Source organism: Agathobaculum sp. LCP25S3_E8, assembly GCF_052117165.1.
In the GTDB taxonomy this organism is placed as follows: domain Bacteria; phylum Bacillota; class Clostridia; order Oscillospirales; family Butyricicoccaceae; genus Agathobaculum.
Window position 1 is genome coordinate 24132 of record NZ_JBQKJR010000024.1, and the last position, 20730, is coordinate 44861.

General features: G+C 53.4%; 18 protein-coding genes. 8 read left to right on the top strand and 10 right to left on the bottom strand.

Annotation, left to right across the window (positions count from 1 at the left end; all coding sequences use genetic code 11):
• Positions 1-214: 214 nt before the first annotated feature.
• The 5 genes from ACTQ34_RS09585 to hprK all read right to left on the bottom strand — a co-directional run bounded on the left by ACTQ34_RS09585 (position 215) and on the right by hprK (position 5295).
• Entirely contained in the window at positions 215-619 is a 405-nt protein-coding gene (locus tag ACTQ34_RS09585) for a C-GCAxxG-C-C family protein (protein WP_441363614.1), read from the bottom strand.
• Between the two features lie 22 nt (positions 620-641).
• A complete protein-coding gene (locus tag ACTQ34_RS09590; protein ID WP_441363615.1) occupies positions 642-2393 on the bottom strand; it encodes an N-acetylmuramoyl-L-alanine amidase in 1752 nt (583 codons plus the stop codon).
• Between the two features lie 147 nt (positions 2394-2540).
• Positions 2541-3461 (bottom strand): ROK family protein, encoded by a 921-nt coding sequence (locus ACTQ34_RS09595; RefSeq protein ID WP_441363616.1) that lies wholly within the window; start codon positions 3459-3461, stop codon positions 2541-2543.
• Between the two features lie 23 nt (positions 3462-3484).
• The gene (locus ACTQ34_RS09600; protein WP_441363617.1) at positions 3485-4207 is read right to left on the bottom strand and encodes a phosphatase; all 723 of its coding nucleotides are present in this window, start codon (positions 4205-4207) and stop codon (positions 3485-3487) included.
• 155 nt (positions 4208-4362) lie between these two features.
• Positions 4363-5295, bottom strand: coding sequence for an HPr(Ser) kinase/phosphatase (hprK, locus tag ACTQ34_RS09605; protein ID WP_125114582.1), 933 nt, complete (start codon positions 5293-5295; stop codon positions 4363-4365).
• Positions 5296-5495: 200 nt separating this feature from the next.
• Here hprK and rpmB point away from each other — a divergent pair, with 200 nt between their 5' ends.
• The 4 genes from rpmB to ACTQ34_RS09625 all read left to right on the top strand — a co-directional run bounded on the left by rpmB (position 5496) and on the right by ACTQ34_RS09625 (position 9035).
• Positions 5496-5684 carry a 50S ribosomal protein L28 gene (gene rpmB / locus ACTQ34_RS09610; protein WP_078096872.1) on the top strand — a complete coding sequence of 63 codons (189 nt, stop codon included), beginning with the start codon at positions 5496-5498 and terminating at the stop codon, positions 5682-5684.
• A 91-nt stretch (positions 5685-5775) separates the two neighbouring features.
• Positions 5776-6465: an AzlC family ABC transporter permease gene (locus ACTQ34_RS09615; RefSeq protein ID WP_441363618.1), complete on the top strand. Its 690-nt coding sequence runs from the start codon at positions 5776-5778 to the stop codon at positions 6463-6465.
• Positions 6462-6791, top strand: a complete 330-nt coding sequence (locus tag ACTQ34_RS09620; RefSeq protein WP_441363619.1) for a branched-chain amino acid transporter permease — start codon at positions 6462-6464, stop codon at positions 6789-6791. The genes ACTQ34_RS09615 and ACTQ34_RS09620 overlap by 4 nt, the downstream gene beginning before the upstream one ends.
• Before the next feature lie 96 nt (positions 6792-6887).
• Complete coding sequence (locus ACTQ34_RS09625) at positions 6888-9035, top strand: Tex family protein (RefSeq protein WP_441363620.1); 2148 nt, start codon at positions 6888-6890, stop codon at positions 9033-9035.
• Positions 9036-9100: 65 nt separating this feature from the next.
• Here the strand turns inward: ACTQ34_RS09625 and ACTQ34_RS09630 are convergent, their stop codons facing one another.
• From ACTQ34_RS09630 to ACTQ34_RS09645, 4 genes are read right to left on the bottom strand one after another with little or no spacing between them, the layout of a single operon-like run.
• Positions 9101-9640 (bottom strand): VanZ family protein, encoded by a 540-nt coding sequence (locus ACTQ34_RS09630; RefSeq protein WP_441363621.1) that lies wholly within the window; start codon positions 9638-9640, stop codon positions 9101-9103.
• Positions 9637-11772: a hypothetical protein gene (locus ACTQ34_RS09635; RefSeq protein ID WP_441363622.1), complete on the bottom strand. Its 2136-nt coding sequence runs from the start codon at positions 11770-11772 to the stop codon at positions 9637-9639. The genes ACTQ34_RS09630 and ACTQ34_RS09635 overlap by 4 nt, the downstream gene beginning before the upstream one ends.
• Positions 11747-12646: an ABC transporter ATP-binding protein gene (locus tag ACTQ34_RS09640; RefSeq protein WP_441363623.1), complete on the bottom strand. Its 900-nt coding sequence runs from the start codon at positions 12644-12646 to the stop codon at positions 11747-11749. Before ACTQ34_RS09640 ends, ACTQ34_RS09635 begins: the two co-directional genes overlap by 26 nt.
• The gene (locus ACTQ34_RS09645) at positions 12643-13014 is read right to left on the bottom strand and encodes a GntR family transcriptional regulator (RefSeq protein ID WP_441363624.1); all 372 of its coding nucleotides are present in this window, start codon (positions 13012-13014) and stop codon (positions 12643-12645) included. The genes ACTQ34_RS09640 and ACTQ34_RS09645 overlap by 4 nt, the downstream gene beginning before the upstream one ends.
• Before the next feature lie 143 nt (positions 13015-13157).
• Here ACTQ34_RS09645 and ung point away from each other — a divergent pair, with 143 nt between their 5' ends.
• Positions 13158-13844 (top strand): uracil-DNA glycosylase, encoded by a 687-nt coding sequence (gene ung / locus ACTQ34_RS09650; protein WP_441363625.1) that lies wholly within the window; start codon positions 13158-13160, stop codon positions 13842-13844.
• A 168-nt stretch (positions 13845-14012) separates the two neighbouring features.
• On the opposite strand, the gene ACTQ34_RS09655 is transcribed toward ung, so the two are convergent.
• A complete protein-coding gene (locus ACTQ34_RS09655; protein WP_441363626.1) occupies positions 14013-14858 on the bottom strand; it encodes a helix-turn-helix domain-containing protein in 846 nt (281 codons plus the stop codon).
• Positions 14859-15441: 583 nt separating this feature from the next.
• Here ACTQ34_RS09655 and ACTQ34_RS09660 point away from each other — a divergent pair.
• The 3 genes from ACTQ34_RS09660 to ACTQ34_RS09670 all read left to right on the top strand — a co-directional run.
• Positions 15442-15678, top strand: coding sequence for an LLM class flavin-dependent oxidoreductase (locus ACTQ34_RS09660; protein ID WP_441363627.1), 237 nt, complete (start codon positions 15442-15444; stop codon positions 15676-15678).
• Positions 15679-15785: 107 nt separating this feature from the next.
• Positions 15786-16592, top strand: a complete 807-nt coding sequence (locus ACTQ34_RS09665; protein ID WP_441363628.1) for a LytTR family transcriptional regulator DNA-binding domain-containing protein — start codon at positions 15786-15788, stop codon at positions 16590-16592.
• Positions 16593-16763: 171 nt separating this feature from the next.
• The coding region (locus ACTQ34_RS09670) for a beta strand repeat-containing protein (RefSeq protein ID WP_441363629.1) at positions 16764-20730 on the top strand (3967 nt) is incomplete at its 3' end.

Consider the following 20730-nt stretch of genomic DNA (forward strand, 5'->3'; position numbering starts at 1 on the left):
TATTTAACTTTCCGCATAGTTTTCGATCCGCTCGCCCATCTTTCCTATATCTTCATTTCTACCATGATACTTTTTATCATTTGTAAGCACCATGTTCCCCTTTGGATCGTCTTTCTCATTCATTTTACGCGCAAACACTTTATATGTTTGTCGAATCTGGCCGAACAAAAGATAAAATAATTACCGCAGATGACTTGACATCTGCGGTAATTGATTATTTTACCAAAGTTTGTTCAATCAAATTGCATGCATCCTCAATACAGCCGTCACAGGAACGACGTACATTACCATCCGTAACCCCCTTAAGCTCCCGGCACAGATAGGTTCCGTTCTTCTCCTTGAAAGCTGTTGCCAGTGCCTTTGTCGTCTTATAGGTTTGGCCCTTGGTCGCGCCTGGATAATCTGTCCCTTTGCTGCCGCGCATCCCAGCCAGCATAAATGCTGCCGACAAGGCTCCGCAAACCTCCATCAATCCCATACCAAGACCGAAACCTTCCGCAACGCGATATGCAGTTTCCTCATCCAAACCAAACTGGTCGCAATACGCGCATGCCACCGCCTGCGCACAGTTATAACCTTGTTCATGCAGGCGTTGTGCCCGCCCTGCCCGTTCTGTCATAAAACAAATTTCCTTTCAGTTTTTAATATTCTACCTGCGTGAAATAATACATAATTGCATTATACTGTGCACGCGCCTCTGCTTGCCAGTCTTCCTCGCTGTCGATGAATTTCTGATCTTCCTCATTATCAATAAAGCAGAATTCACTTGTCACCGCCGGAATAAACAGAGACGCTGCAATGCGATTGGTATAATAATAATCTCCGTTGCTGCCTTCCTTGAACACGACCTGTCGAATAGGAATTCCCAAGGTATCGTATTCGTCCAACAACGCTTCACCCAGAATTTTGCTTGGGCCTCCGTTTTTGTCCGCTATCTGCGCGAGCACCTCCGCACCACGCGCCGTCGTATTAGCTGCGTTATGGTGAATACTGAAGAATAGGTCCGCAGATACAGCATTTTGCTCCATCACAGTGCCGCGCAGTGACAACGAACTGCCCGCTTCCATCGTATCACGTACCATAATCACGTTGACGCCGGCGTCCTCCAAATAAGATTGCAGATATTGCGCCACATACAGATTCACGTGCTTTTCATCCAGCGACATATCTGCATTATGCGCACCAATATCGCTTCCACCATGTCCCGCATCCAGAATGACCGTCATTTTCCCATCCAAATGCGAGGTCCGAGGCGGTTCTACCGGATCCTCCGGTTCTCCTTGGCTAGCGTCATAATCCCCGATTCGGGTCAGATAATCCGCGCTGCAATATCTCCCGGTGCCTGCATCGGTATCCATCAGGTGTGCCCAGCCCTTTTCCATGCTGTCCACTACGATTTCATCACCGTTTTGCAGACGGCCCACAATGTTGTAGCTCGTCCCCGGGCCGGAACGGACTGACAAGGACGAATCCACCTTCACGCGATAAACGCCTGTTACAAACGGTTCTTCCGGCTCCTCTTCCGGCGCTTCCGGTTCCGCGTCGTCTCCGTAATCCTTTATCCGGGTCAAATAGTCCGCACTGCAGTATCCGCTGGTATTTTTGATATGCGCCCAACCATTCTTGAGTTCATCTACAATAATCTGTGCTCCGTTGGACAACTGGCCGACAACCTCATAACTCGTCCCTGGGCCAGATCGAATCGACAGCGACGAATCCACCTTTACCTGATAAAGCCCCGTTACAAACGGCTCATCCGGTTCTTCCGGCTCCGGCTCTGGTTCCGGTTGAGGTGCCGACGGCGTTTTAATCTGAACGGTCTGTGTTGTACTTTCATATGCAGCAGTAAATCCAATGGCAGCGGACACATCTGCAATTTTATAATAGTTATTGCCGTTGATGTTGTAGCCTTTAATGGAAACCCCACTGCCATCCAACAGTACCTTTGACGTGGACTCCTGCACCCGCAGAGAGGTCGTTGACGCCACGGTCATTTCCCCGCCGACCACCGTATATGCCTGTCCGGAAATCAGGTTGACCGCATTCTTGGCACTGTCCCATGTGACATTAAACGATATGGTGGTGCCATTAAGCAAATAAGCCAAATCCCGCAGCTTAAAATAATTATATCCGTCAATATTATACGCCTGCGGATTGACCGCCTCGCCGTTGACCTGCACATGATGCGTGGAAGGTACAATTTTCAATGTAGTTGCCCGTGCTACCGGCAAATCCATCTCCGCCGGTTCCTGTTCCGCTGTCTGCATCTCCGACGAAAGCATCATTTCCGCTTCGTCCGTAAGCGCCGTCTGCGGCATATCCGCCGCTCCTGCACCTGAAATTGATATGTAAATGGCCGCGCACAGTAACGCGATAATTCGCTTGAAACGCATGTGAAACCTCCGTGCCGTCCCGTGTGAATATGTGCTTATATTGAATGTATTTTATCACGAAACCGCCCGAAATTCAATGCTATCTATCGGAAAGCGGGGCATTTGTAATATTACAAATGCCCCGCTTATGTTACAGTATTACATCATTTACAGCATGGCCGCACCGATTAGTCCGGCATCATTACCCAGAGAAGCGCACACAATCTCCGTATTGCACTTATCGCTGCGGAAGGTCTGCGGTGTTGTCAAACGGCGCAGCGGCTCAAGCAGTTTTTCACCGTAGCCTGCCAAACCACCGCCCAAAACCAGACATTCCGGCTGGAAGATATTGATAAAACTTGCCAGTCCACTCGAAAGATTCTCACAATAATCATCAAACAATTCACGAGCCAGCAAATCTCCTGCGTCTACAGCGTCGCAAATCATCTTGGCATCCAGATGTCCCGCACTTTTGCTCAACAGGCTTTCGCGCCCCTCGGCCAATGCCCGTTCTGCAAACTTAACAAAGGCCGACGCCGACGCGTATGCTTCCAGACAGCCTTTCCGTCCGCAGTTGCACGGCTCACCGTCACGCTGGATAACAATATGCCCCATCTCACCCGCAATACCGTTGCAGCCGGTATAGAGCTTACCGTCAATGATAATGCCGCCGCCGACACCGGTGCCTAGCGTCACCATCAGCATGTTGCGCGCATTCTTTGCTGCGCCTGCCGTTGCTTCACCCAAAGCCGCACAGTTTGCATCGTTATCCAGCTGTACCGCACAGCTGAATTCCGGCTGGAAAGCGTCGGCAAAGCAGACGTTGTTCATGCCAAGATTCGTACCAAATTTCAGCGTGCAGGTCTCCTTGTCAAACGAACCGGGCACACCGATTCCGATACTGGTCACCTGGCTTGCCGCAATACCGCGCTCTCCACACAAAGCCAGCGCAAGCAGCTTCATATCCGCGCACAAACCTGGGGCGTCTCCCGTTCTGGTGGGCGTACTCTGCTTTGCCAGCAGCGTGCCGTCCTCTTCGCACAACGCTGCCTTGACCGAAGTTCCTCCCAGATCAATACCAATCCGCATATAATTCCCGTCCCTTCTTCCGTTTATTCAAATAAATGCAGCCCGCGGCCGCGGAAATACGTATCCAATCGCTCTCGACTGCTGTTGACCACCAACTCCTCTGGAAATCCGATATCTTCCAGCATGGCCAGTGCATGATCCACGCAGCCGACACGATACTCGATATGCGAATCGCTGTCCACAACGATTGGCACCTCGTATTTTTTGCACAACCGGGCAATTTCCGTACAGTTTTCCCGGCTTCCCTTGCGAATGGCGAAAGAATTGCTATTAATCTCCACCAGCTTATCGTACTGATTGCAGCGAGAGATGATATATTCCTTATCAAAATCATAGTTGGCGTTGCCTGGATGACCAAGCGCATTAACCCGCTTGTCCTGTAAAACCGCCTCCAACGCTTCGGTATGCGCTGTTTTGGTTGACGGTTCAAAACAACATTCGTGGAATGATGCCAACGCAAACTCAACCGGCTTCAGACTGCCCGCCTGCATATGATCCAACTCTCCACCCGGACAAATATTGAATTCGATGCCGCGAATCACGGTCACGCCCTCGATTTGACGCGGCAGAATATCCAAATTGGAAAAATGCCATTCGTGCGGCGCGTCTCCCATGTCCGGCCCATGGTCGGTAATGCCGATAGCAATCAACCCACGGCTTTTTGCGCCGCGTGCCATCTCATAGACTGTGGAGTAAGCATGTGTACTTGCGATTGTATGGGTGTGCAGGTCTGCTACGATTTGCATGAACTTGTATGCTCCTTTATGATATGCTTGTTTTTACAACAGATATGTATTCCGAAACCGCGCATGCGCTTACACCAAAAGCCCAGCGTCGCTGGGCTTTTGATAAAATCACTGTTCACCAATCGGGCCGGAATACGCCGCCTAATATCAGAATTTTAATTGCCATACTGCTTTAGCATACGCTCCTGCAATTCCTTGGCTGCATTAAAGCCCATTTTCTTCTGGCGGTCGTTCATGGCGGCTACCTCAATGATGACAGCCAGATTTCGACCAGGCTTAACCGGAATGGTCATGCTGGGCACGGCAATATCCAAAATAGAAGTAGTTTGTCCATCCAGTCCGAGGCGGTCGTACTGCTTGCCCTCTTCCCAAGGCTCTAGATTGATGACAAGCTCGACTTTTTCAGTCATCTTAATAGCGCCAACACCGAAAATACGGCGCACGTCCACAATGCCGATACCGCGCAGTTCAATAAAATGACGAATCACTTCGGGCGCGGTACCCACCAGCGTTTTATCCGACACGCGCTTGATTTCCACCGCGTCATCGGCTATCAGACGATGTCCGCGCTTGACCAACTCGATTGCCGTTTCCGACTTACCGACGCCGGAATCACCTAACAGCAGTACGCCTTCACCGTAAATCTCAATCAAAACGCCGTGCAGCGTTACGCGCGGCGCAAGATTGACCTTGAGTGACGCAATAATGGCGCTCATAATGGTCGAAGTAAACTCATTGGTGCGCAAAATCGGTACGCCGCATTTCTGCGCCGCTTCCATGCATTCTGGGAATACATCAATATTGCGCGAAATAATCAGCACCGGAATCCCGGTGGAAAACAGGCGCTCAAAGCAGGCACGCCGGGCATCCGGCTCCATCCGCTCCACATAGCTTGACTCCACCTTGCCCATAATCTGGATGCGGTTGGGATCAAAATAATCGAAAAAGCCCGCCAGCTGCAAGCCGGGACGGTTGACGTCATCCTTTGTGATTTCGGTCTTTTCAAAGCCTTCCGGACCGTAAACCACCTCAAAATTAAATTCCTGAATCAAATCGCCCAGACTGACGCCGAACTCTTTTAACTGCATAAACCAAGCTCCCTTCCGCAATGGCAGGTGTTAAGATGATTGTATTATACCCCCTTTTCCCCCACTTTTCAACGGTTTCCGTCGGGACGGCACCAAAACTTGAAAAAGCATTTTTTTGTAAAAAATAACTTGCATTTTACTATTTGTTGTGGTATTATAATATCCGTTATGCAATGCACAAGAGAAGGAGGTGCAGGAAAATGGCAAAGTGCGATATTTGCGGCAAGGGCGTGACCTTCGGTATTCAGGTTTCCCACTCTCATCGTCGCTCCAACCGTACCTGGAAGCCGAACGTTCGTCGTGTAAAGGCTCTGGTGGACGGTACTCCCCGCCATATCAACGTGTGTACTCGGTGCCTCCGCTCCGGCAAGGTAACCCGCGCGATCTGATTTGCAGACGCGATACCGTTGAAACTGTCAAAGCGCTCTGCTTGCAGAGCGCTTTTCTATTGCCCATTTGCTTTGAGAAGGTGATTTTCCCATGAAAAAGGCTTTCCGTCCCGCCTTTGCGGTGACGATTCCCGTGCTTTGCGGCTATCTGTTTATCGGCTTTGCCTTCGGCGTCATGCTGCGCGACATCGGCTATACTTCCCCTTGGGCTTTTCTGACCAGCCTGACGGTTTATGCTGGGTCGGGCCAGTATTTGCTGGTTTCTCTTCTTGCCGCCAACGCATCGCTGGTCACAGTCGCGTTCATGACGCTGCTGCTCAACTGCCGGCATATCTTTTACGGTCTGTCCTTTCTCGAAACCTTCCATCAAATGGGACATGCCAAATGGTACATGATTTTTTCTTTGACCGACGAAACCTATTCCCTGCTGTGCTCACTTAAAACACCGGAAAACGTTGATCCCAATGCAATGCGCCTATGGATTGCCATGCTTGACCACAGCTACTGGATTTTTGGTTCAGTAATCGGCGCGATTATTGGCGGCGTACTGCCGTTTGACTCCACCGGCATCGATTTTGCCATGACCTCGCTGTTCACCGTGATCTTCATTGAGCAATGGATGAGCACCAAGCAGCACATCCCCGCCTTTCTCGGCCTGGGCGCCGCTGCTATTTCTCTTGCGCTGCTTGGACCGGACAACTTTATTCTCCCCGCGATGCTGGCTATCTGTGTCATGCTGGTTTCACTGCGCGGCCGCCTTGCAAAGGAGGTGGCACAATGACGCCCACAAGAGCACTGACCATGATTCTTGTTGCCGCTGCGTGCACCTTTGCCACCCGCGTTGCTCCTTTTCTGCTGTTCAACGGCAAAAAGCCCATTCCGCCGATTGTGCGCTATCTGGGTGAGGCACTGCCGCCCGCAGTCATTGCGCTTCTTGTCGTCTACTGCGTCAAGAATGTAAACTGGCTTGCTGCACCGCACGGTGCTCCCGAGCTGCTGTGCATTGCTGTGACCGCCGCGCTGCATGTATGGAAGCGCAACAACCTGCTCTCCATCGGTGTGGGTACGGTATTGTACATGTATCTCATTCAAAACGTATTCGTCTAATTGGTTTTCCGCGCTGTGAAAAACAGCGCGGTTTTTTATTTCCTCATTCCGCCATCTGTGGTACAATAAAATCCAGTCAGGAAAAGGAGCATCATCATGGAAACCATTACGCAAATTCTGGCCCGCGAACTCGGGCAAAAGGAAGAATATGTCGAAAATATCGTCAAGCTGCTCGATGACGGCAACACCGTTCCGTTCATTGCGCGTTACCGGAAAGAAATGCACGGCACGATGGACGACCAGACCATTCGACAGCTCGCAGACCGACTGGCCTATTTGCGCGGTCTGGATGCACGCCGCGACGAAGTACGCGAAGCAATCGAAGCACAAGGGAAACTGACCGATGAACTTTCCACTGCCATCGCTGCAGCGCAAACGCTTGCCGCGCTGGACGACCTGTACCGTCCCTACCGCCCCAAACGACGCACCCGCGCGTCTATGGCACGTGAAAAAGGTCTTGCACCACTGGCAGAGGCGCTTCTGGCTGCGCGCGGCTCATCCCCCACAGCCGAAGAACTGGCGCAGCCATATATCGACGCAGAAAAGGGCGTGGAAAATGCTGAAGCTGCCCTTGCAGGCGCAGGTGATATTATCGCAGAAGATTTATCTGACGATGCATCGCTTCGCGGCCGTCTGCGCGCATTGCTGCACCGCACCGGCATCATCCGAACCACAGGCTGCGACGAGAACGACACGGTCTACACCATGTATCACGACTTTTCCGAGCCGGTGCGTAAGCTGCAAAGCCATCGTGTTCTGGCTATTAACCGCGGCGAGAAAGAGGGCAAGCTCAAGGTCACACTCGAAGTAGACGAAACCGAAGCGCTTGCCGCAATCATCCGCGCAGCGGTGCATCCGAAAAATCCATATGCCACGCTTTTGCGTGAAGTCTGCGCCGACAGCTGGAAGCGGCTGCTGTTTCCCTCGCTGGAGCGCGAACTGCGCAGCGAGTTGACAGATGCAGCCGATGAACAGGCCATTCACACCTTTGCACTCAATCTGCGGCCGCTGCTCATGCAGCCGCCCGTACGCGGCCGTGTGACACTGGGCTTCGACCCGGGCTACCGAAACGGCTGCAAGCTGGCTGTTGTAGACGAAACCGGCAAGGTGCTTGACACTGCGGTCATCTACCCCACCCCGCCGCTCAAAAAGACTGAGGACAGCAAGCGTACGCTGCGCCGCCTATGCGACCGGTACAAAATCACCTGCATCGCCATTGGCAACGGAACCGCCTCCAAAGAGAGTGAGATTTTTATTTCCGATTTCATCCGCGAATACGGCGGCGGCATCGACTATATGGTCGTTTCCGAAGCCGGCGCGTCGGTTTACTCGGCCTCCCCGCTCGGTGCAGAGGAATTCCCGGATTTTGACGTCAACCTGCGCTCTGCCGTATCCATCGCGCGCCGCTTGCAGGACCCGCTTGCCGAGCTGGTGAAAATCGACCCCAAGTCGATTGGTGTGGGCCAATATCAGCATGATATGCCGCAGGGGCGGCTGAGCGACGCGCTCGATGGCGTGGTAGAAGACTGCGTCAACGCCGTCGGTGTGGACCTAAATACCGCGTCTCCCGCCCTGCTGCGCCGTGTTGCAGGCATTAGCCCAACTGTTTCCAAAAATATCACCGCTTTCCGTGAGCAGAACGGCAGTTTCCAGAGTCGCAAGCAACTGCTCAAAGTCAAGGGGCTTGGACCCAAGGCATTCGAGCAATGCGCGGGATTTCTGCGTGTACCGGATGGCGCCGACCTGCTCGACCGCACCGGCGTGCACCCGGAAGCCTATGAAGCCGCACGCACACTGCTCACCCTGTGCGGCTACACAACCGAGGATGCCGCACAAGGCAAGATTGGCGAGTTAAATGACCGCATCAAAGAGCTCGGCATAACCGATGCTGCTGCTCGATGCGGTGTGGGTGTGCCGACGCTGACCGACATTATCGGGGAACTGCAAAAGCCCGGCCGTGACCCGCGTGACGAGCTGCCGCCCCCGCTGCTGCGCTCGGACGTGCTGGATATCGCAGACCTCAAGCCCGGTATGAAGCTCAAGGGCACGGTACGCAATGTGGCGGACTTCGGCGCGTTTGTGGATATTGGTGTGCATCAGGATGGATTGGTGCACATCTCGCAGCTTTGCAATCGATATGTCAAGCACCCATCCGAGGTGGTCACCGTTGGAGACGTGGTCGATGTGGCCGTTCTTTCGGCTGACCCCAAAACGCACCGCATCGCGCTGACCATGAAAATATAACACCACAGCAAAAGGGAGCGCCCCATAGGGCGCTCCCTTTTATTATTCTATTACTCACTATCCTACTAATGCATTCCAAGCGTCATGACATCCATCACGGTTGCCAGCACAATCACCATAAACCAGCATGCAAGCGGGTAAACCCATTCCGCGCCGCTCTCTTTTCGCGGGCTCAGCCGTGGGCAGACGCGTTGCAGCAGTTTTGACAGCGCAAAGCCAATTGCCGCACCCGCGGTATTCAAGATGAGGTCGTCAACCGAGGTTACTCCACCTGCCACAAGCTGAATCAGCTCAATGCTGAGCGATAATCCAGCTGCAAACAGGATGGTGTGCCTTGCTCTGTCAAAATATCGCCAGAACAGCGGCAGCAGAAACCCAAGCGGTGCCAGCAGTGCCAGATTACCGACAATGTTCATAAATGCACCCAGTCCCGGAGAGGTTTTATCCGTCAGTACACAAATGATATCGTTAAACGGAATCAATTCAAGCCGCGGTGTGGGTAAACGCCAGACCAGAAGCTGATAGAGCGACGGACCTGTCACCAGTCCCACGCCCATCAGATAAACCAGCAGCAACAGAATACCGCATACATCGCGCCGTCTCATCCGGCTGCCTCCGTTGCCGTACTGCTGGAAGTGACATTATCATTCGTTGTGTCAAATCCGTCCGGACGATATTTTTCTACCACTTTCTCCGGCCAATCTCCTTCGGCATAGATCAACCAGTACCAATTCTCTGTGTCTCCATGTTTTACGCAAGCTACAATATGCACGCTATCCATACGCTCATCCAACAGAAAACCGCTGATCGCAGCTTCATTGGTGCCGTACAGGTTCATCGCATCACGATTGATTCCATTTTTCAGCAGCGCCGCTATATCAACCGGATCGGTGACTTCCACGCTTTGCCACACTGTATCTCCGTTTGCCTCCTGCATACTATACTGGAGCTCGATTTGCTTGACGTTATCCGTCGACAACGGCATTGGCTTGATGCCCGCGAGCTTTTCAATCAGCGCAAGCGTCTCTTTATCCTCCGCCGTCACATAGGCATCACCCTCCCGCATCTTGGCACCGTCTGTATCCAGTCGGAAAATCTCCAATCGAAGCACTGGCAAGCCGTTTTCCGTCCGCGCAAGTGACTCTTTCTGCAGCGCAGCCAGAATCTGACGAATGCCGTCCCAGTCGTTCAGCGTAGAAGCAACTCCATAGCCGCTCTCGCTTGTGTAAATATCCAGACTGTATTGGTTCTTCGCATTCTGCTGTTCCAAATCCACCTGGAACAGCGGCCATGTAGCGCGCTTATATTCCTCAGAGCTATAAATCTGATTGCACAGCGTATTGACCTCCTCGTCATCCGGCAGAAGGAAAAAGCGCATCGCTGTTCGACCGCTGAGCCAGAACCGCAGCGTCAAGCCACGATAATTACCTTCTTCGTAGAGTGCATCGCGGTTGACCTTCGTTCCCATTTCTGCCAGCTGATAAACTGCATCAATGTTGTCCGGACTAGTCAGTTTCTCTTCCGCACTGCCGTTGATGCTCACAGCTTGAATGCTGTCACGGTCCGGCAGCCAGCTGTCATAACCGGTGACATCGAATTTCATGCACAGCATAGCCGCAAACAAAACCACCAGTATGGCCACAAGGTGTACCGGCTTTGCGAAAATGGCATGGAAGTCAAAGGCGTAAATCATTTCCACAATCCAGTGGAACAGCACCGTGCCAAGCACAAGCCCGACCCAGAACCAGAAGTCTCCTGCAATCATGCCGAAGGCCAGGCCGAATGCCGCACCCATGATGAGACACATATACACCTTGATTAGCAGCTTGGCTGGGGTAAACGCCAGCGCCACACCGGTTCTCTCGCTTTTGCGGATGCGGAACAGATACCAACCGAGCGCCGTAACGGCAACCGCCGCGACCAAATACACCAATAACAATCCGAGAGCTGAAGTGCGCTCTATATAATTCACATTCACACTGCTCATACGCCCATAATACAGGCCGTCGAGCAAAAAGAACTGCACCAGCGGCGACAGCTGAAGCGTCGCCTGCACATTAGCCGACTCCATTGTGAAGCTTTCATAAAACTTGTTGCACAAACCGCTGTACAGCATGCGCACCAGTAAGGGAGACAACATCACCCATGCAAGCAGCAGCAGTGTAATCACTGTATTGCCGCACACGACCGTTGTCAGCACGGTCAGCGCATACAGCAACAGAAATAGAATCAGGTGGCACAGTACTGCGCCGCCGATTTCGCTCCAATGAACCGCCGCGCCAAAGCCCATGGCAAAGGTACAGATCAACGTGATGACCAGCATCACCACATAAGTCGAAACGGCAAAAATCACGCCGGTCAAATAGTTGTTGACGAACAGCTGCGTGCGGGAGATCGGCAAGCTATGATAAAAATCCACCTTCTGCCGCGTATGCAGATATGCAAACATTGCAATGCCGCACACAATCGCCATTACAACAAAGGCTGTTTTGACAAAGGGATTGCTGCCTCCCAGCAGAGAAGATACTACTGAGAGCGCACTCTGCCAGTTCTGATCGACCAATTCCGGGAACCGATCGAGTTGATTCGCACGGGTTTCCAGCGCGCGCTGCATGGTCATCAGGACTGGCAGCAGCAGCGAGAAAAAGAATCCCACGCCGCCCAGCACAAAGCCCCATAAATTCCGGCGCAGGCTGTCGCCCAGCAGACCCTTAGAAGAGAAGCTTTTTGATGTCATAACCAGCCACCTCCGTTTCGTTGATAAAGATTTCCTCCAGCGTGAGCGGCAGCAGCTCGCAGAAGGTCGGATTCATTGCATTCACCTTTGCCAGCAGTTCTTCCCGACTGCCACGCGCGGTCAGCGTGTACAGCGAGCCACGCTGTTCCAAACGCAGTATGTCAATGCCCTGCCATGCGTCCGCAGGCAATGCTTCGGTGAAAATACACTGCATCTTAAACATATCCAGCTTCATCTCATCCAAGTCGCGTGAGAACAGGATGCCACCACGATGCAGGAGGCCAACATGATCGCAAATATCCTCCAACTCACGCAGGTTATGCGATGCGATGACCGGTGTTAAGCCGCGGCTTTCCACATCCTCTGCAAACAGGCTTTTAACTGTCTGACGCACCACCGGGTCCAGCCCGTCAAATGTCTCGTCACAAAACAGATAATCCGTACCCGCACAAATGCCGCAAATCACCGATACCTGTTTTTTCATTCCCTTGGAAAAGGTACGGATTTTGCGCTTTTCGTCCAGACCAAACCCTTGCATCAGCTTGCGGTAGCGTTCCTCATTGAAATGCTGGTAAAAGCGTTTATAATAATCCTTCATCTCTGCTGGCGTGCAGTTGGAGAAAAAGAACTGTTCGTCTGAAATAAAGAAAAAACGTTCTTTCAGCGCGGTGTTTTCAAATATATCCACGCCGTCAATGCGCACCGCGCCTTCGTCCGGCTTCAGAATGCCCGCCAGCATGCGCAAAAACGTCGACTTTCCTGCTCCGTTAGAACCTATCAGCCCATATACCGAACCGTCCCGCACCTCCGCGCACACATGATCAACCGCAGTGATGTTATCAAATCGTTTGGTTGCATTTTCCGCTGTAATCATGCTGTTCCATCCCCTTTCTGCTCAACCCATTCCCGTATCTGCTCCTCCTTTGCGCCAAGCGCACGCGCCTGATCCGCCAGCGCATGTATCTGCGCTCCGATTTCCTCCAGACGCCGTTGGCACAACGCTGCCGTGTCATCCGAAATAAAATTTCCGCGCCCCTTGGCCGCATAGATGACCCCACGTCGCTCCAGTTCGGCATATGCACGCTGAATGGTATTCGGATTAATAGAAAGCTCCATGGCCAATTGCCTGACACTGGGCAGCTGACTGCCGGCCGGCAATGCGCCCCGCAGTGCAAGCGTCTCCACGCCATCGACAATCTGCTCATAGATTGGCCGTGCATCCCGATAGTCAATCTTAATCACACCCGCGCCTCCTTTCCTTTATGTGTCCTAACCGTATTATGTGTGTTAGTACAGTTATAGTATAATCAACTGCGCACTTTCTGTCAATGGCTTTTTTTCCATGCCTGTGTTATAATAGATGCAAACTGGTTTAGGAGGCTGTTATGGTACATATAGGAAATGACTGGGACGAAATACTGGCGGATGAATTTCAGCAGGATTATTACAAGCGTATCCGCTACTGGCTGAAAAAAGAATATGCGGAGCAGACCATTTATCCTCCTATGAATGATATTTTTAACGCACTGCGATACACTGCGTATGCGGATGTAAAAGCGGTTCTACTCGGGCAGGACCCATACCACGGGCCCGGACAGGCGCATGGCCTATGTTTTTCGGTTCAGCCCGGCGTTGCGCCTCCCCCCAGCCTGCAAAATATCTTTAAAGAGCTGAAAAGCGATCTCGGCATCAACCCACCGCAAAACGGCACGCTGACACCATGGGCAAAGCACGGCGTACTGTTACTCAACACAACACTGACCGTGCGGCGCGGACAAGCCAACAGCCACAAAAATATTGGCTGGACTACATTTACCGATCACATCATCCAAAAGCTGAACGACCGCGAAAAGCCGATCGTATTCCTTCTTTGGGGTGGCAATGCGCGCTCGAAAAAGAAGCTTATTACCGCACCGCAGCATCTTGTACTGGAATGCGCACATCCCTCTCCCCTTTCCGCATACAACGGCTTTTTTGGCTGCCATCATTTTTCCAAATGCAATGCCTTTCTGGAACAGAACGGGATTCCGCCAATCGACTGGGATTTACGACATGCGACACCGGAAGACTAATATGCTCCATTCAACGCATTTCAACGTAAAAAACCCGACTGCACAATGGCAGGTGTTCGTAAAACAGTGTTAGCCAAATAACACGAAATGAGCATCTGTCAGACAGGATTGGTCAACGAAAAAACACGCCATATTCAGCTTCAAAGGCTGGGTATGGCGTGTTTTTGCCTATTTGCGTTTCCGTTTTCCTTTTCCATGCGGCTGGTATGGCCTCGCCTTGCCACGCTGGTTGGAAGGGCATTTCATGTGTTTGGACAACTTTAATACTTCGATGAGATTGATAAATTGCTCCTTGGTAATGGCATCGTAATCAATACCGAATGTCGTAAGGAATATTCTTGCCTGTTTCTCTGCGTCGCTGCCCTCAAAGTTCATGGCATCCTGCAACTGGCTCTGAACTTCCTCTGCGATGGAGGGTGTGTCTGCCGTTGTGGTATCGTTGCTGTGTTCCTCCCGAATATCACGGAGGATCGCTTTCAGATCATCGGCAAGCACATGACCGAAATAGTCATCCTCCCGCACCTGGGCCAGCTCCAATGTCCGGGTGGAAAGATCGTCCTGTCCTTTCTGCTTCATCAAGGCCATCTTCCGAACCGCTTCCAGCATGGCGTTCATATCGTTGATCCGCATATCTGCGATCCGATCCACATAGATCTCCGCATCCAACATCATACGCTGAAAATCTTTGTGGCAAAGCATTTCCGACAGCAGCCGGTGATTGAACTGTCCCACCTTTAATACTTCTATGGCATCGTCACTCAGATGCAGAGCGTCCAGCTCTGTGTCCGGGTGATTTTTTGTTTCTGTCATACCCAGCAGATAGTCCGTGGACACACCATAGAACTTCGCCAGCGTGACGATGCTGAACGGGCTGATGTCTTTGAAATCGTCTGCCTCATATTTGCCGAGGGCGGACTTGGAAAGCCCGGTCTGCTCCGCAAGCTGTTCCAGCGTCAGGCCCCGTTCTACTCGCAAATCCTTCAACCGTTCCTGTATGGTAAGTTTCATCTGCATGGCGTGCCCCTCCTTCTTTCTGTCTCTAAGCGTGGAAATCCACCCTGTTTTGCGTTCTTTTCCGACCTCTTGGATATACGGGAAAGAGTACATTTTTTCGCTAAACTGTTCTTGTAACAACACCTGTACCTTGAAAATCGAATGACCGTCCGAATGGGATATGGCCCCCGGCGAAGTATTTGCCATGACCGCAAAAGCGCGAGCATACCAACGGGGACGGGAACGCCGGGAGCGATCCTCCGGGCAGGAACGACATTCGGGAAAAGCGGCAAAAAAACACGGCTATTTCCAAACCATGTGAGAACAGCGAAGAACCCGCTGCTTTTGTACCGCTGTCCATGTCGTTCTGCGATGCACCGGACAGCGAACACAGTACACCGTTCCGTGTGAGCTGTCACCGAACCGCAAACAGTCAAACGGAACAGCAAAATCAATAGGTGTCCCTTGTGAACAGGGGTACACGGGCGGCAATTCCAGCGGATGCCGTCCTCTATAAATCAACGCTCTGCGGCAAATGGGTGCTGCCATCCAGCACATCCATTATACCACAGAGCGAATCCAAAAAGGGAAAGGAATTGTAAATATGAGCAGAAACAAGGCGAAAAACTGCCGCAACGAAGTGAAATCCTACATCACCCGGGAGGGCATGACCATGACGGAGGTGGTGGAGCTGCTGGCCGATGAACACGGCTGGAGCAGCAGCGTCCCAAACCTGTCCGGCAAGCTGCGGCGCGGCTCCCTGCGGTACACCGAAGCCGTTGAGCTGGCCGATGTGCTGGGCTACGATCTGGTCTGGCAGAAGCGCCGGGAGACAATGTAATTTTACACGGTTTGCCTGCAGCCATATCCGTGCGCCGGACACGGTTGAAATTCAAAAGGAAATATGCGATAATTCCTGTACCAGTCAGAGAAAAAGAGGTCCTTGAATTGCAGAAAGCAGCATACATCACGATTTTATCCAACGGGACAAAGCTGGTGCTGAACGCCAACACCATTCTCTATGTCCTGATGATCGAAAGAACCGCCGAGATCCACGTTTCCGGCGGCAAGGTATATGAGACGCGGATGAAGATCAGCGAGCTGGAGGAAGCTCTGGGCGACGGATTTATCAAGGTCCACAGGGGCTGTCTGGTGTCCGCTATGGCCATCCACGACATCACCGACCACATCAATCTCAACAACGGCGAATCCCTGATTTACACTCTCCGTAAGAAAAAACAGATCATCGCCCAGTTTCAGGAGGCGCAGAAGCGCCTGATCAGCGGCTTCACCCGGGACGGTATTCCCGCCACGGAGGAGGAATACCGGGCGCATTACCGCAGCTTTGACGTTATGCCCTTCGCCTTCACGGACATTGAGATGGTGTTCGACGAGGAGCGCCGCGCCGTGGACTGGATCTTCCGCTACGGAAATCCCGCCCTGGCGACGCTGGAAAAGCTGCCCCTGGAGAAGATGATCGGCAGTTCCTTCGGCAGCCTGTTTTCTAACATGAATACCAAATGGTTGCGTCTGTATGAGCGAGCCACCCTGTACGGCGAAACGCTGGAGGTCATGGACTACAGCCCGGAGATCAACGCCTATTTGAAAGTGACCTGTTTCCCCACCTTCAAGGGCCACTGCGGGTGCATCCTGTTCAATCTCACGGAGATCGAATACGCCAAAATCAGCCCCGACGCCGACAAGGCGCTGATGCGCTACTTTGGCAAGACGCCGGAGCGGGATGGCGAAGCGTGACAACCCCATATCGAACCGCCGCGCATGGCTGGTCGTCTCAATGGATGGCGTGCGCGGCGGCTTTTGTCGTTTTACGCCGTTTTAATGTCGTTTCGCGCAGGGGCTATTGAAACAGACGGCGCAAAGCCGTAAAATAAATGCGGTTGTATTTTCAAAGCAGGAGGAACCTCTATGAAAAAACGATTGTTCAGTATCATCACAGCGCTGGCCCTGTGCCTAACGCTGCTGCCGGCCACGGCGCTGGCGGCGACGAATGTAACCTATTATTACTGGGACAGCAGCGCAAAACAACTGAAACAAGCAAACTGTTCCAGCGCCACCGAGGTGACGGGCAGTGAAAGCGACACGGCCATTACCTGGGGTCAGGACGGACAGGACACCTGGTATGTGGTAAACAGCAATGTGACCATCGGCAAAACGGACTCCGATGACACCTTTGCCTGCATTACAGTCAAGGGCAATGTCCACCTGATCCTGGCCGACGGCTGCAATCTCACCATCAAGGGCAACATCCAGGTGATGAAGGATGTCGGCACGCTGACCATCTACGGTCAGTCTGCTGGCACCGGCGAACTGAATGTCGAGAATTCGTCGTCGAAATCATCGTCGTCGTATTATGATGCCGCTATTGGCGGCCAGCGCCTCGAAAAGAGCGTGAGCGAAGCCGGCAGCATTACCATCCATGGCGGTACGATCAACGCTACTTCTAACGGCTATGGCGCAGCCATCGGCGGCAGCGGCAGAAAAATTTCCGGTGAATATGGCACGGCAACCGTTACCATCCATGGCGGTACGGTCACCGCTACTGCTAACAGCTGTAGCGCAGCCATCGGCGGCGGCGACTACGCTGATGATTATTATGGCATTGCCGACGTTACCATCAACGGCGGTACGATCAACGCCACTGCTACCAGCGGCGGCGCAGCCATCGGCGGTGGTCGTTGGTGTACCGGCAAGGTTACCATCAACGGCGGTACGATCAACGCCACCTCTGACAACGAAGGCGCAGCCATCGGCGGTGGTCGTTCGAGTCCCTGCAATGTTATCATCAGCGGCGGCAAGATCAAGGCCAAGGCTTCGGAAGGCGCAGCCATCGGCAGCGGTTATGGGGGAGCGTACGAACCGTCCCCAATAGAAATCAACGGCGGTGAGATCTACGCCGAGGCTTCGCAAGGCGCAGCCATCGGCGGCGGTAAGAGCGCGGGCCAACCGGTCAATGTCACTATTACCGGCGGCAAAATCGAGGCCCACGGTGCCAGTGGCGCCGGAATTGGCACAGGATATGGTGCCAATTCATCTAAAGCCAGCAGTGTCACGATTAAAAACGGCGAAATTTTTGCAGAGGCAGATACAGGAGCGGGAATCGGCAGCGGCAGCGAGGCTGTTACTGTTAATAATTACGTCAATGTCAGCATTAGCGGCGGTACTGTTACTGCGAGAACCAATTATGTTCGTAACACGGACTGTGGTGCAGCAATTGGCGGCGGAGGCGCGTATTACAGCAAAAAATCTTCACAGGGCTACATTACTATCTCCGGCGGTACGGTTAAGGCCTATGGCACCGATTATGCTCCCGGTATCGGCAACGCCCCGGGCGGCACCGCAAAGGGAATGATTAAGATCTCCGGCGGCAATGTCACGGCCGAGGGCGGTCTTCAGGCTGCCGGCATCGGCAGCGGCAACTACACCAAAGCCGGTAAGATTGAGATCAGCGGTGGCACAGTCGAAGCCAAAGGCGGCGAGATGGGTGCCGGCATCGGTACCGGCGCCGGCCAAACGGCTACGACTTATCTGGGAACGGTTTCAATTAAGGGCGGTACGGTTAACGCCACCGGCGGCAAGTGGGCTGCCGGCATCGGCGGCGGCAATTATGTCGGCGGCGGCGGTAGTATTACCATCTCCGGCGGAACAGTCACTGCCACCAGAGGCGATCAAAGCGCTATGACCACCCCTGCTGCTGACATCGGCCACGGCGGCGATGCTACGTCATCTGGTATCAATTTTACGCTGGATGGCACCGCATGGACCTATGTCAACAACGAGGGCACATATATCCCCCCAACGAAAACCGCCGGGTTCTACTTCCTCGGTAAGAACGGCACGGTCTATGGCAGTCAGACGCTGCCATCCGATTATTGCATTGCAAGTGATGAGAGCCTGACTGTTCCGGAAGGCGCGTCGCTGAACACCGGCAGCTACAATCTCTATGTGAACGGAACACTGTCGGGTGCGGAGCGCGTCACGGGCAGTGTATATTGTCCCCTGACCCTCACAGACTGCACCGCGACAGGCACGATTACCACCTACAATGGAACCCGTTATGGAAAGGCGGGCACATCCTTCTCCCTGGTGCCCGACAACAAAACCAGCTATGTATTCGATTCATGGACGACGACCCCTTCTGTAAGTATTTCCAACAACGCCTTCACCATGCCTTACAGTGCCTTGTCCGTGAAGGCTACTTACAAGCTTGCTGTGACGATCACCGCCCAGCCTCAGAGCAAGACCGTCACCTACGGCGGCGATGTCCAACTCAGTGTTTCCGCCCAGAATTCCAGCGGCGGAACGGATGGAATTACCTACCAGTGGTACAAGGATAGCGCTGCGCTGACGGGAGAAACCTCGAACACGCTGACCCTGACCAAGCCCAACGCGGGTACATATCAATACTATTGTGCGGTGACCTACGGAGGAAGCACTGTCAAGAGTAATACCGCTACCGTCACGGTGAACAAGGCCGCCGGCGGTGTGACCATTACCGGCGACCCCGGTAAGGAGTACAACGGACAGCCTGCGGCCCTGGAAGAAAGTGGATATTCCGTCACCGACGACGGAACCGTCACCGTGAAGTATAAGGTCAAGGATGCGAACGACAGCACCTATACCGAGACAGCCCCCACCAACGCGGGCGACTACACCGTTAAGGTTACCAAGGCGGCTGGTACGAACTATGCCGAAGCCTCCGCCACGAGGGACTTCACCATCAGCCGCAAACCGGTCACCGTGTCCGGCATCGCCGCCAGCGACAAGGACTATGACGGCAAAGCTACAGCTACGCTGGTCTACACCAATGCCGTGTTCACCGGAAAACTGGAAAGTGATACCCTGTCTGTCACCGCTACCGGCACCTTTGAGGATGAGAATGTCGACACTGACAAGACGGTCAACATCACTAATTTGACTCTGGGCGGCGCCAGCAAGGACAACTACACTCTGGCGGCGGAAGGGCAGCAGTCCACAACCACCGCCAGCATCAGCCCCAAGGAAGTCACTGTGACCATCCAGCCCAAGAGCAGCGCCTACGGCGCGGCTATCGTGGAGCTGACGGCTACGGACAACGGCATCGTGGACGGCGACACCGATGTGTATGCCCTGGCTACCTCCGCCACTTCTTCCAGCCCTGTGGGCACCTATGACATCACCGGTGAAGGCAAATCCGCAAACTATGATTTTACATTTGAAAACGGCCCCGGTGCTTACACCATCACCGCGGCGCCCCAGTCCGCCACCGTCACCATGGAGGGCTGGACCTACGGCGATACACCCAACGAGCCTGTGGTGACCGGCAATGCGGAAAATGGGGCCGTCACCTACCGCTACAAGGTCAAGGACGGCGGATATTTGACCGAGAAGCCCACTGACGCGGGCAGCTACACCGTGGAGGCCACCATCGCCGCCACCACCAACTATCAGGAAACCGTGGTTCCCGCCGATTTCACCATTGCCAAGAAGGAACTGACCGTCACCGGCCTGACGGCCACAGATCGAACCTATGACGGCACAAAGAATGTCACTCTGACCGGCGGCACCTTGTCCGGCATCATCGGCAGTGACGATGTCAGCGCGGATATGCCCACCGCCGGCACCATGGACGACGCCAACGCGGGCGAAAACAAGTCCGTTGACTTCGGCACCATCACCCTGACCGGCACTAAGGCGGGCAACTATACCCTGACCCAGCCCACGGTCACCGTGAACATCTCCAAGGCTGATCCCAACGTGGGTGAGGTCAGCTATTCGGGCGACACCATCTACACCAGTACCCCGCTGAACAGCATCACTCTGAGCAAGACCGGTGCCACTGACGGTACGCTGAAGCTGACGGATAACCAGACCCTGACGGCTGGTACGGCTGACT